The organism is Acetobacter indonesiensis (assembly GCF_000963945.1).
Lineage (GTDB): Bacteria > Pseudomonadota > Alphaproteobacteria > Acetobacterales > Acetobacteraceae > Acetobacter > Acetobacter indonesiensis.
On the sequence record NZ_BAMW01000006.1, the window covers coordinates 152,917 to 165,736 of the forward strand.

Annotated in this window: 10 protein-coding genes; 4 read left to right on the forward strand and 6 right to left on the reverse strand. The window is 54.1% G+C overall.

Translation table 11 applies throughout. The features are described 5' to 3' along the window. Together Abin_RS01970 and Abin_RS01975 are read left to right on the forward strand one after the other, a co-directional pair. Positions 1-1,134, forward strand: coding sequence for an acetoin dehydrogenase dihydrolipoyllysine-residue acetyltransferase subunit (locus Abin_RS01970; protein WP_048844666.1), 1,134 nt, complete (start codon positions 1-3; stop codon positions 1,132-1,134). Between the two features lie 312 nt (positions 1,135-1,446). Then, a complete protein-coding gene (locus Abin_RS01975) occupies positions 1,447-1,620 on the forward strand; it encodes a hypothetical protein (RefSeq protein ID WP_170237841.1) in 174 nt (57 codons plus the stop codon). An 82-nt stretch (positions 1,621-1,702) separates the two neighbouring features. Here Abin_RS01975 and Abin_RS01980 read toward each other — a convergent pair whose 3' ends face one another. The 3 genes from Abin_RS01980 to Abin_RS01990 form a co-directional block, all read right to left on the reverse strand. Further along, on the reverse strand, positions 1,703-2,989 hold the full coding sequence (locus tag Abin_RS01980; protein ID WP_048844667.1) for an NAD(P)/FAD-dependent oxidoreductase: 1,287 nt from the start codon (positions 2,987-2,989) through the stop codon (positions 1,703-1,705). 120 nt (positions 2,990-3,109) lie between these two features. Then, complete coding sequence (locus Abin_RS01985; RefSeq protein WP_048844668.1) at positions 3,110-4,162, reverse strand: WD40 repeat domain-containing protein; 1,053 nt, start codon at positions 4,160-4,162, stop codon at positions 3,110-3,112. After that, entirely contained in the window at positions 4,159-5,151 is a 993-nt protein-coding gene (locus tag Abin_RS01990; RefSeq protein ID WP_048844669.1) for a CobW family GTP-binding protein, read from the reverse strand. The genes Abin_RS01985 and Abin_RS01990 overlap by 4 nt, the downstream gene beginning before the upstream one ends. Positions 5,152-5,464: 313 nt before the next feature. Here Abin_RS01990 and Abin_RS01995 point away from each other — a divergent pair, with 313 nt between their 5' ends. Then, complete coding sequence (locus Abin_RS01995) at positions 5,465-7,159, forward strand: Hint domain-containing protein (RefSeq protein ID WP_048844825.1); 1,695 nt, start codon at positions 5,465-5,467, stop codon at positions 7,157-7,159. Positions 7,160-7,242: 83 nt separating this feature from the next. Here Abin_RS01995 and Abin_RS02000 read toward each other — a convergent pair whose 3' ends face one another. The 3 genes from Abin_RS02000 to Abin_RS02010 form a co-directional block, all read right to left on the reverse strand. Beyond that, positions 7,243-8,616, reverse strand: a complete 1,374-nt coding sequence (locus Abin_RS02000) for a chloride channel protein (RefSeq protein ID WP_048844670.1) — start codon at positions 8,614-8,616, stop codon at positions 7,243-7,245. A 205-nt stretch (positions 8,617-8,821) separates the two neighbouring features. Next, positions 8,822-9,757: a cation diffusion facilitator family transporter gene (locus Abin_RS02005; protein ID WP_084593398.1), complete on the reverse strand. Its 936-nt coding sequence runs from the start codon at positions 9,755-9,757 to the stop codon at positions 8,822-8,824. A gap of 59 nt (positions 9,758-9,816) precedes the next feature. Beyond that, a complete protein-coding gene (locus Abin_RS02010) occupies positions 9,817-11,028 on the reverse strand; it encodes a cation diffusion facilitator family transporter (protein ID WP_084593399.1) in 1,212 nt (403 codons plus the stop codon). A gap of 123 nt (positions 11,029-11,151) precedes the next feature. Here Abin_RS02010 and Abin_RS02015 point away from each other — a divergent pair, with 123 nt between their 5' ends. Further along, positions 11,152-12,816 (forward strand): NAD(P)/FAD-dependent oxidoreductase, encoded by a 1,665-nt coding sequence (locus Abin_RS02015; protein WP_048844671.1) that lies wholly within the window; start codon positions 11,152-11,154, stop codon positions 12,814-12,816. The last annotated feature ends 4 nt before the right edge of the window (positions 12,817-12,820 follow it).

A 12,820-nucleotide genomic window follows, 5' to 3' on the forward strand; every position in this document is an offset into this window, starting at 1 on the left:
ATGACACAAGACGTGATACCGCTGACAATGCCGAAATTTGGTCTGGCCATGACAGAAGGCAAACTTGCCTCCTGGACGGTGCAGGCTGGCCAAAGTGTGAAACAGGGTGATGAACTGGCTGATATTGAAACCAGTAAAATTACCAGTGGCTATGAAAGCCCTGCGGCTGGCACCCTGCGCAAACAAGTCGCGCAGGCGGGTGAAACATTGGCGGTAGGGGCTCTGATTGGTGTTCTTGCTGATGCCAGCGTGTCAGATGCTGATATAGACGCGTTTATTGCCAAATTTCAGTCTGAACAGACCACAGATGAAACAGAGGATACGGCGTCAACCCGCAATACGGAACCACATCAGGTTGAAGCTGGCGAATACAGCCTGAACGTGCGTGAAGTAGGAGATGGGGATGGGACACCACTCCTTCTTATTCACGGGTTTGGGGGCGATATCAGCAACTGGATGCTGACGCAGGAAGCGTTGGCTTCTGGTCGGCGAGTGATTGCTTTTGATCTGCCCGGGCATGGTGCATCGTCAAAAACAGTTAAAGACGGATCTCTGGCTGGGCTGGCAAGCGCTGTGAATGCTCTGCTGGATGCGCTTTCAATTTCCAAAGCGCACATCATGGGTCATTCTTTGGGTGGTGGTGTTGCGATTACTCTTTTGAAAAATCATGCGGATAAAGTGGCTTCTCTGTCACTTCTGGCTCCGGCAGGGTTTGAAAAAGCCGTGAATATGGAGTTCATCACAGGCTTTACCGAAGCAGACCGTAACCGTGCCATGCAGCAGGAACTGGAAAAGCTGGTGCATGACAAAGGGCTGATTGGCCGCAAGATGGTGGATAGCGTAATGCGGGCCCGTCGTCTGGATGGTGCACGCGATGCGCTTCGTACTATCGCGGCAGCCTGCTTCCCGAATGGAGAACAAGGGGATGATTTGCGGCCGGTGCTGGAGGCTGCAAGCATTCCCGTACAGCTATTCTGGGGGGAAGCGGACGAAGTCTTGCCAGTGGCTGGGGCAGACAATGTGCCTGATTCAGTTGAAAAGCATCTCTTTCCGGGTGTTGGGCATCTGCCGCAAATGGAAAAGGCAAGTGAGGTTAACAAAACCACAGAGGCTTTTTTACAGAAACACGCGTGAAGAAAGATACAGGTTTTTAGCGCAAAAGCGCTGTATCATCGGACTGGGTTAGTTATAGTTTTAGGGCAAAGCGGCAGACCACAGGGTTTGCCGCTTTTATTATGTAGTTCGCACAAAGTTTTTGTTTGTTAAGAAAAAGCATTCTGATTTTTATTATGCGTTTACTCTATTTTTGTCTTTCTACATTTTCTATCATTGCTTGATGCAGGTCAAAGGCAGAAAGCCAGAAACAGGAAACGATTGCCTCACCAAAAATTTTGTAGATGGGACGGCCAAATAAGTCAGCCCGTCAGGCGAACAGGAGCAGAAGATATGACGACTCACCGGAAAGTTGAAATTAGTGGGCATCAGTTTGAAATGTTGGGCACCGTGAATGATGGTGATTGTAAAGTGCGCCTGAAAAACGCCAAAGGGCAGGCAGTTGATATGCTGTGTGAAGATTTTATTGAGGGCCTGAATAAAGGCACCACAAAATATATCGACTAAGTACTTCTGGTTAAAAAAGAAAAACCCTGCCGGATACAGGCAGGGTTTTTCTTAAACTGTAAGCCTGACTGGGTCGCGAAAGTCAGTCCATCCGCACCGAGGGGCGAACAAAACCATCCAGCCAGTCCGTAAAGCAGGCAATCAGCCCGCGTGTTACGCCGTAAAGCTCAATCTGATGTTGACGATAAAGTGCCGTGTGACCCAGACGGGCGCTTAGACCGTTTAGCGCCCCCCCACCAAAGGTCTTGCCGTCTGCAAAAGCGCCCCATCCATTATAGCTGCCAAGGGCAACAATGGCACCTTTGTTGTGGAACTTGAACGGCGGGATTGGTTTTTGATGCAAAATCCAGTCTGGCAGATATTTGGCCAGATGATGCGCTTCCTGCCGTGCAACCTGCGCTGTGGGTGGCAACGGGCCATCAGGAATGTAGGAGCAGTCGCCAACAGCAAAAATGCGGTCATCCTGTGTGGTTTGCAAATTGGGCTTCACAACCAGTTGGCCGCCACGGGCGTAGTCCAGACCATCCATGGCGCGGGTCACATCCGGTGCTTTTACCCCGGCTGCCCAGACACGGAACTGGGCATCAACGCGTGTACCGTCTTTTAGAATAAAGCCGGTTTCATCTACCCCACTGACCATTGCCCCTGTGCGGACAGAAATATTCAGGGCTTCCAGTTGCTTATGTGCCCCTTCTGAAACGTCTTCAGGGAAAGATGGTAAAATGCGAGGGCCAGCTTCAAGCAATGTCACACGCATTTCGGGTGTCTGTGGGGTAAAGTTATAGAGCGACCCCATATCAAGCGCTTTGTGCAGTTCAGCCGCCAACTGCACGCCAGTGGCCCCACCGCCGACAATGGCAATATCAAGCGGCGTGCCACGTCCGTAAGATTGTAGCAACGCGTGGCGGAAGCGTTCATTAAAGTTATTGGCTTCGACCACGTTGTCCAGAAAAATGCAGTGCTCTGCAACACCTGGTGTGCCGAAATCATTTGCACGGCTGCCAATGGCAAAAATCACGGCATCATAATCAAGATACCGTTCTTCCAGAATAACCTCGTCTTCATCCTGCTCCACCAACGGGGCAAGGGTGATGCGGCGGTTGGTCCGGTCAAGGCCTGAAATCTCGCCATAGCAGAACCGGAAACCGTGCCCCGCTGCATGAGAAATAAAGGTAATGCGGTCGTTTTCGTTCCGGGCTGTGCCTGCGGCAAAGCAATGGAGCATGGGTTTCCAGACATGGGCAAAGCCTTTGTCCACCAGCGTAATATCCAGCTTGCCTGCACGGCCAAGGCTGTTGCCCAGACGCGTTGCCAGTGCAAGGCCGGCAATACCGCCACCCACAATCACCAACCGAAACTGATCGCTCATACCAAAATTACCCTCCGTTGCATCCCACCTATTCGGTGGGACGCGGATAGACGCAACACACTGCTTGTTGAGGTCACGCAATTGTCGTCTGCCAGACGCACAGGGTCTGGCAGACCTGCGTCACGCAGCGGCGAGATCAACCAGACCGATCAGCCCTTCTTCCGTGCCGAAACCAAGCATGCAGCCATCTGCGCTATAGGCCAGAGCACTCACGGGACCGTTACCGCCCAGAGAGACTGGTAGCACTCGCTGGGTAGGTGTTTCAATCAGAAGCACCGTACCATCGGCAAAACCGGCGGCAACAACCTCTTGCTGGGGGTGAAATGCGACACTGGTGCACAGAGCCCCACCTGCCCCCGGAAGTTCGGTCGGGGGTTTGCCCATCGGGCCGCCCCCAAAAAATGGCCACATCACCACAACGTCCGCCCCACTGGTGGCCAGCCACTTTCCGTTGCTAGAAAAAGACATGGACCGCACTTTGGTGGGGTAGCCACTCATGCGGATATTATGGCCATCCGATAACCGCCAGCCATGCAGGTCATTATCCTGCATGGCCGTGATCAGGGCTTCCCCCTGCGGATGAATGGCAATGCCAATATGGCTGCCTTTCCACTCCAGAGACCGCACACTGTCGCTTTTTGACTGCGTGTACCACATCGATGTGCCGTTATAGTGCGATGCCGCAATCCGTTTGCCTTTGCCATCGAACACGATGCCTGTAACGGACGATGGATGCTCCAGTGTCTTTAGCACTGTGCGGCCTGTCGCATCCCGTAATTCAACCTGCTTGCCGGATGATGCGGCAATATAGGCGTTTTTGGGGTCAACATAGCTGATAACGTGTTCAACCCACCGGCGAGTTTTGCCGAGTTCTTCAATCTCGCCATGCATATCAATACGGCAGAGGCGACCATCATCACCCCCAGTCAGAAAACCGTGGGGGTCAGTATCAGGCGCAATGGTCAGGGCAGACCCGTCATGCACCGCATAAGTCGGCCAGCTGGCGGCGTCTGTCAGATCGCCCCGGTGGGCAACAATCACATCACCTTCGGCGGTGGTGAAGGCAAAGCGCTGGTTATCGCGCGATGCGGCGCAGCCCGTAATATGGCCGTCAATCACACGCGACGCACCACGCTTTTCGATCAGGCCACGCAGATTCAGGGTCTGGCTCATGCTACAGCACAGCTTTCAAGCCCACGGCGAAGCTGCGGACGATTGAGGTTACGGCCAATAAACACCAAGCGAGACTCACGGGGCTCATCGTCTTTCCATGGACCGATGTTGTTGCCATCTGCCATCATGTGCACGGCCTGAAATGCGAAGCGGTCAGGCTGGCCTTCAAAATTCAGAATGCCTTTTGTGCGCAGAATATCGGCCCCTTTTTCCTGCAGCAGGGCGCTGATCCACATCTGGAATTTGCCCGCATCCAGCGGGGTCTTGACCGTCAGGGATACGCTGCTGAGGTCTTCTTCATGGTGGTGGGCCGGATTTTCAAGGAAATCTGGCATATGCTCCAGAACGCGCTGAAGGTCGAAACCGCCGCGGTCGAGCACATCCGTTAGTTTTACATCGCTTTTGCGGGCGCGATGAATCGGGGCAAAGGCGTTAATGGTGCGAAGTGTGTCTTCAACCTCTTTCAGCTTTGCCTCATCAACCAGATCCGTCTTGTTCAGGATCATGACGTCAGCAAAGGCAATCTGCTGATGTGCTTCCGGGCTTTCCTTCAGGGTCTGCTGAATGTTCAGCGCATCTACCACCGTAACAACGGCATCAAGCCGTGTTTTGGCGCGCACATCTTCATCGGCGAAGAAAGTCTGGGCAACAGGGGCCGGGTCGGCCAGACCTGTGGTTTCAATAATAATGCCGTCAAACTTGCCACGGCGTTTCATTAACCCACCCAGAATACGGATCAGGTCGCCCCGTACCGTACAGCAGATGCAGCCGTTGTTCATTTCGAACACTTCTTCATCTGCATCGACGACAAGATCATTATCGACGCCGAGTTCGCCATATTCATTAATCACAACCGCGTATTTGCGGCCGTGTTCTGCTGTTAGAATATGGTTCAGCAGCGTGGTTTTGCCAGCACCCAGAAAACCGGTGAGCACGGTGACAGGAACCAGCGCATTCTGCTGGTCAGCAGGAAGGGGCGCATCAGACATGAAGCAAAAGCCTCCGTTAAAGAAAGACAGGTGCCTTTCATATAGGGGGCGGGCGCGTATCATGCCAGAGACAGGTTCAGGGACTTTATACGGGACAGACTGATGCTCGGCAGCTGAAGGAGATGCCAGAATTTCCTGCCTAATAAAAACCCAAATGTTTCAGCAAAGAGAGCCTTGGTATTTAAGATCTAAAAAACCGTTAATTCATCAAGATATTCTTAGGATTTCGATAACCTTAAATTAAGATTTTGAAATTACATAACAAGGAGGATTCGAGACACTTTTAATATCTTGATGAAGGTTGACCAGCATCATGGCCCTTAATCTCCTCTATAATCAGGTAATTGATTATTCTGTCGATCAGCCCCTCAATCTGAATGTTGGCGGCAATATCCTCATAACGCGGGATGCGAATACGCCAACAGGTGATCCGGTTGTGGTCAACCTAAGTCAGTTGGCGGATGTGCAGGCCTTAAGCACGATTGTGGTCGAAAATGGTGCCACTGCTATCATGAGCGGTGGCCTGGCCTCCATCAAGGCGCTTTCAGGGGTCACGCTCAACGGCGGTATTTTGCAGTTGAGTACATCAATTGCCAATATCAATGCTTTGAATAGCATAACAGTTGGCCCCGATGGCGGTATGATTAAGGTGAATGCCACAGGGATTAGTGCTGGTGTCTTGTCTTTTCCTGTGTCTTTTATTGATTCTAGTGGTAAGTCAACCACAACTGTTCCGAAAAATTTTGCGGTCGACTTCCCACAGTCAACGACAATTTATGGGTATTATGACTTACTTACCAATCAGACAACCATTGGGTTAGATCTGAATATTTTAGGGCTCATTAATGTTGGTCTTGGCCCAAGCATAGTCATTAGTGGAAACCCCTTTGGTCTGGGGTTGGGAGTAAAAGAATGGACCAGCACCTCTAATCCTGATGGTACAGGAGGCATCCTGATCTGCTTCCTGAAAAACTCCATGATCCGTACGGAAAACGGGGACGTGCCTGTTCAGGATTTGCGCATTGGCGATACAATTATTGCTTACGAAAACGGGAAAGAAATCAGCCGTTCTGTCACATGGGCAGGTAAGGCCACGGCAACGGTTAATCCCGCTCTGCCGGATGATGAGGCAGGCTATCCTGTCCGTATTCTCAAGGATGCAATTGCAGACGGCGTACCCTTTAAGGATATGCTGATTACGCCCGAGCATTGCCTGTTCTTTGATGGGAAGTTTATTCCTGCCCGTATGCTGGTAAATGGGCGGACAATTATTTATGATCGTACGATTACAACATACGATTATTATCATGTTGAGACAGAGCAGCATTCCATCATTATGGCCGACGGTATGATGACTGAAAGCTATCTTGACACTGGTAACAGGGCCTCCTTTCAACAGGAGGGCACAGTGGTAAGAGTCAGCCCGCCCTCAATATCTGTGCGCACATGGGCCGAAGATGCTGCCGCACCGCTTTCTGTAGCGCGTGAGGATGTAGAACCTTTGTATTGTGCGTTAGATGCACGCGCAGACAAGACATGCTCGGATGCAACCAAACCGCTTGTGACAGATGATGCTGACATTCATCTTGTTACCGCAAACGGCACGATTATACGTAAAGCGCGTCAACATAAAAACAAACTCTTTTTCATGCTGCCGAGTGGTATTGACCGCGTGTGGCTGACCTCGCGTGCCGGACGTCTTTTTGATAGCATCGGCCCCTTTGTTGATGACCGGCGCACATTAGGTGTGCTGGTAGGAGACATTACCCTGCAACAGGGAAGTGGGTCTGTGCAGAAAATTCATCCAGCCACACACGAAGCTACGGGATTATCTGGCTGGCATAATGTCGAAGCAGGCGCGACAATGCGCTGGACCACCGGGCACGCTGAAATACCGCTAGGTGACCGTCTGGCAGGTAAAATGGCTTTGCTTTGCGTGGAAGTACTTGCGGGCGGACCATATCTGATCAAGCCTGTGACCCAACAGGACATGGCGGTGAGCGCCTGATTTAAGGCATCGTACTATTTCAAAGCATAACCATGAAAAAGCTGGTGTTTTGGCACCAGCTTTTTTTATGAGAACAACCCCGATTACCGGGCTGTGTCTGTCGCTGTTGACGGCCGTGTAGACATCCCGGGTCGAGGATTGGCCGACCGCAGGAACTTGACGGCCAATGCGCCATACAGGGCGTGGCTACACAAAGCGCGGGAAACACCAAAAGCCAGAAACGCGCTGGCCAGCAGGGCGAGCGTAACCTGCTGGTTGTCGCACATTTCCATAACAATGACGGTAGCCGTTAGCGGCGCCTGCGTTACAGCGGCAAAATAGGCGACAGTGCCCAGAAGCACGACAGCGCCGGGGGTTGTGTGCGGCAGAAACTGTGCCACCCAGCCCCCCATTCCCGCGCCAACAGAAAGGGAGGGGGCAAACAGGCCGCCGGGGATCCCTGAACAGTAGGACACAATGGTCGCAAGACATTTCAGCACAAAATAAGATACCGGATAGTGCTCTGACCCCATGATGATGTCACGGGCCTGCACATAGCCGGTGCCATAGGTCATGCCGCCTGAAATCAGACCGATAATAGCCAGGACCAGCCCACACAATGCGGCAAATGAAATAGGATGATTGGCAATAAAAGCGCCCATCTTCCCCGGAATGCCGCGTGAAATACGGATGAGGAGAGCCGAAAACATACCGCCACTCAGGCCGCCCAGAATACCGCAGGCCAGAACCGCCAACCAGCTAACGCCTACGGGGACGACGGAATCGGTATGGCCAAAATAGGTATAGTTTCCGACCAGCGCGATGGCTGTGACCCCCGCCAGCACAACACAGGTCAACATGGTCCCGCTGGTGCGTTGCTCGTAGGAATGGGCCAGTTCTTCAATGCCAAAGACAATTCCGGCCAAAGGCGTATTGAAAGCCGCAGCCACCCCAGCGGCCCCACCGGCTTTGATCAGCGCATGCTGCCGCGTGGGGTCATTAATTCCCATAAAGCGGCCAACCGTGTGCATGATGGACGCCCCAACCTGCACAGTAGGGCCTTCACGGCCAATGGATGCACCGGACAGCAGGCCAAGCGAGGTCAGAAAAATTTTCGCAATAGCAATTTTTAACGAAAGAACGCGATCAACTACCCGGAAATCATGCAAATGCATGCAGGCGATTGCCTGGGGAATACCGCTACCCTGTGCGCCTTTGAACCATTTGCGTGTCAGCCAGGTGGAAAGGGCCAGCCCCCCGGGGGTGACAACCAGCATCAGCCACGGACTGATGGTCAGAATATGTGTCCGCAGGGCTGCGGCTTTATCCGCCAGTGCAGCGAAGGAGACCGCAACAATGCCCACCATAATGGCGCCCGACCAGTATATGATCTTACGGCGCCAGTTGACGGTTCCCGCTTTGGCTTGCTCCCGGATATGGCGAAGCTGAGCAGAAGCTGCGGTCACGCTGGCAGGCATGAGAAAATCCTGAATATTCTGAGAAAATGCTACGGCCTTGTAACACGCTCTTCTTATGAAGAAAGCAAACTCTTTGCTTATAATGGCTTTTCATAAAGAAAATGCATAGCAAGCCCTGTGCCATGCTTGCAGAGGGATGCAAAACCGCGCCTCTCCCGAAAAAATTAAGGAAGGACGATGTTCCTACAATAGGTGCAGAAATGCGTCAGGAAGCAGTCGGCATGTCGGGGCGAGGCCAGAACACAATGCCTTCATGTTTCGCCTTATCATCCGGTTCAACATGAATATGGACCAGCGTGTTGCCCATCTGCGCCCGCAGCCCAGCTTCAATCCGGTCACAGATTTCATGGGCGTCATGCACGCTCATGCTGCCGGGTACAACCAGATGGAAATCAAGGAACGTCATCGCTCCGACAATGCGTGTGCGGATATCATGCGCTTCAATCGCGCCCCGCCCATTATCGGCAATAACATCACGGATCTGGTCAAGCGTTTCAGGTGAGGGCGCCTGATCCATCAATCCAGCGATGGAGTCTTTCATGACGCCCCATCCGACCCGCAGCACATTCAGGGCTATAAGGCCGGCCAGAACGGAATCCAGCCTGACCCAGCCGGTCAGAGGGATCAGGAGCATACCGATCACCAGCCCGACACCCGTCCAGACATCCGAAAGCACATGCTGACCACCCGCCACCAGCGCGGGAGATCGACGGGCACGGCCCGCCTGAAGCATGGTCAGCCCCCATACCAGATTGATCAGCGTTGCAACCCCGTTCAACGCAATGCCGGGGTACGGCGCAAGGGAGGGGTGCGGGTGTAACCACCCTTCAACAGCTTCCTGCCCAATGACGAAGGCCGTCACCAAAACCAGCGTGCCCTCCGCTACGGCGGAGAGGTATTCGGCTTTGTAATGGCCATATGTGTGGTTGTGGTCAGCAGGGCGTTCGGCAATGGTTAATGCCCACAGGCCGCCAAGGGCTGCGACCACATTGATAATGGTTTCGACTGCATCAGAATACAGGGCCACACTTCCGGTTACGGCCCATGCTGCATATTTCAGCCCCAGGGCCACCAGACTGATAACAAGGCTGCACGCGGCAATGCCTTTGTTGCTTTCGGGAAGGGGAAGACGCACGGTCAAAACTGGCTGTGCCCTTTGTAGAAGGAAAGAATCATACAGTCTGAAGGCTGCATCGCGGCCTAGACCGTGTGTGGGTCTATCAGATGGCAGGACGGAGCGTAACAGGCTTCTTCTATCTGCACCGTCGGATGGGCAATGTTGAAGCGTGTGCGTAGCCCGTCAACAATGCTCTGAAGCAGAAGAGTCTGTTCTGGTGTGGGGAGTGGCGTGGTTGAAGACCGCACCAGATGCACGGTCAAAGCGGTTTCCGTTGTGCTGATTGGCCAGATGTGCAGGTCATGCAGGTCGGCTACACCGGGGATGGTGCGTAGAAAAGCATCCACCGCGCTGTGGTCAATGGTGCGGGGCACGGCATCAAGTGCCATATCCAGCGAATCACGTAGCAGCCCCCATGTGGTCAGCACGACCAGCGCCGAGATTACCAGACTGATGGCAGGGTCAATCCATGTCAGGCCAGTTAGCAGTACCAGCCCGCCTGCAATCACAACAGCTAGAGAGGTAACGGCATCAGCCATCATATGCATGAAAGCCCCACGGATATTGAGATCGTGCTTTTGGCCAGAGGCAAACAGCATGGCGGTGCCACCATTCACCAGGATACCAATAGCCGCCACAATCATGACGGTCTTGCCTGCGACCGGGCCGGGTTCAAACAGCCGGGTTATCGACTCCCATGCAACCCCACCTGTGACAACCAGAAGAATGACAGCGTTGGAAAGGGCCGCAAGAATTGAAGACCGACGCAACCCATAGGTGAAGCGGGCGGAGGGCGAACGTTTGGATAGTTTTTCCGCAAGCCATGCAGCTGCCAGTGCCAGCACATCTGACAGATTGTGCCCGGCGTCAGCCAGAAGAGCGAGGGAGTGTGACAGAACGCCCCAGAGTGCTTCAGCGCCAAGATAAACTGTGTTCAGTGCAATCCCGATAGCGAAGGCTGACCCGAATGATGCCGGGGTATGGACATGGTGATGGCCGAATCCATGATGATGGTGGTCATGCCCATCATGGCTGTGATCATGCGCGTCATGGTGATGGTCATGATCATGGTCGCATTGGCTGGGGTGGGCTTCACTGGTCGGATGGGCATAGGCGGTATCAGCATGATCATGCCCTGAACACCCCGTATGGTCATGGGCAGAGGGCTGCGACGATATGGCCGTCGGGGAGGCATGGTCTGCATGATGGTCATGGAGATCATGGTCGTTTGTTGAAGGCTGGGTATTTGCCTGCGTTGTGGGATCATGCGGGTGCGGTGGGGTGGTGTCGGCCATAAAACGCTGCATCCTTACGGGCTGGAGTGCCACCATGCCGTTGCGCTTCGGCGCTGTCCGGCATAGGAAGCCCGAGCTCCCTTTACTGATTTTCTGTCTATCACATCTGACAAAGGTCACGCCATGCTCCGACTGACCGAACTGCGGCTTCCTCTCGATCATCCCCCTCAGGCACTTGAGGAGACTGTACGCGAACGCCTGTCTCTGGCCCCGGATGCGTTGGAAAGTTTCAGTGTGTTCCGCCGCGGTCATGATGCGCGGCGACGCAGCGCTATCAAGCTGGTCTATACGGTTGACTGTGTGGTGAAAGAGGAAGCAGCGGTTCTGGCACGCTTCCGGGCAGAACATCCAAACAACCCGCATGTGACAATAGCCCCCGATATGTCCTGGCAGCCGCCAGTAACGCAAGCGGAAGGGGCACGGCTGGCCAGCCAGCCAGAGTATCGGCGGCCTGTTGTTATCGGGGCAGGGCCGTGTGGCTTCATGGCGGCGTTAATGCTGGCGCGCATGGGGCTGCGTCCATTGCTGCTTGAGCGCGGTAAAGTTGTGCGCGAGCGGACGGTGGATACGTTTGCCCTCTGGCGTCGGGCAGAGCTGACGCCTGAAAGTAACGTGCAATTTGGTGAAGGTGGAGCAGGCACATTTTCTGACGGCAAGCTTTATAGTCAGGTACGTGACCCCCGTTTTCTGGGGCGGCGTGTGCTGGAGGAGTTTGTGAAAGCAGGCGCGCCGGAGGAAATTCTGTATCTGGCGCACCCTCATATTGGTACCTTCCGCCTTGTCTCCATGGTTGAGCATATCCGGGCGGAAATTGAGGCGGCCGGTGGTGAGTATCGCTTCGGCACCCGTGTTGACGGGCTGGAGATGGAAGCCGGTACGCGGCGTATTACGGGGGTCCGTACGGCGAGTGGTGAGGTCATTGCCGCAGACCATGTTGTGATGGCTGTTGGCCATAGCGCGCGTGATACGTTTGCCATGCTGCATGCAGCCGGTGTGCAGATGCAGACCAAGCCGTTTTCAATAGGCGTGCGTATTGAACATCCTCAATCCGTTATTGATACGGCGCAGTTTGGCCCCAGTGCGGGCAATGACCTGCTGGGTGCTGCTGAATATCGTCTAGTGCATCATGCCAGCAACGGACGGGGTGTTTACTCCTTCTGCATGTGCCCCGGGGGCACTGTGGTCGCGGCAACATCCGAAGTTGGGCAGGTCGTGACCAATGGCATGAGCCAGTATTCGCGCGCCGAGCGTAACGCCAATTCAGGTATGGTGGTTGATCTGCGTCCCGGTGAGGATTACCCCGATGAGCCACTGGCTGGTATTGAGTTCCAGCGGCATTGGGAGCGACAGGCCTTTCTGGCTGGTGGCAGCAATTACAATGCACCAGCCCAAAGGGTCGGAGATTTTCTGGCTGGTCGTCCATCGACCACTCTTGGGGCGGTTGTTCCGTCTTACAAGCCGGGTGTAACGCCCACGGACCTGTCAAAATGCCTGCCCGCATTTGCTGTCGAGGCCTTACGTGAAGCATTACCACGGTTTGACCGGAAACTGCGTGGTTTTGCCATGGAAGACGCGGTGATGACGGGTGTTGAAACACGCACATCCTCTCCCTTGCGCCTGCCCCGCGCGGCAGACGGGCATTCTATCGGCACGCCGGGTCTTTATCCTGCGGGGGAAGGGGCCGGATATGCTGGGGGGATTCTGTCCGCCGGGATAGATGGTATCCGCATTGCCGAAGCCGTTGCATTGAATATGGCGGGGCGTCCCGCTGAAGGGTTGGGGCTGTAAGGCT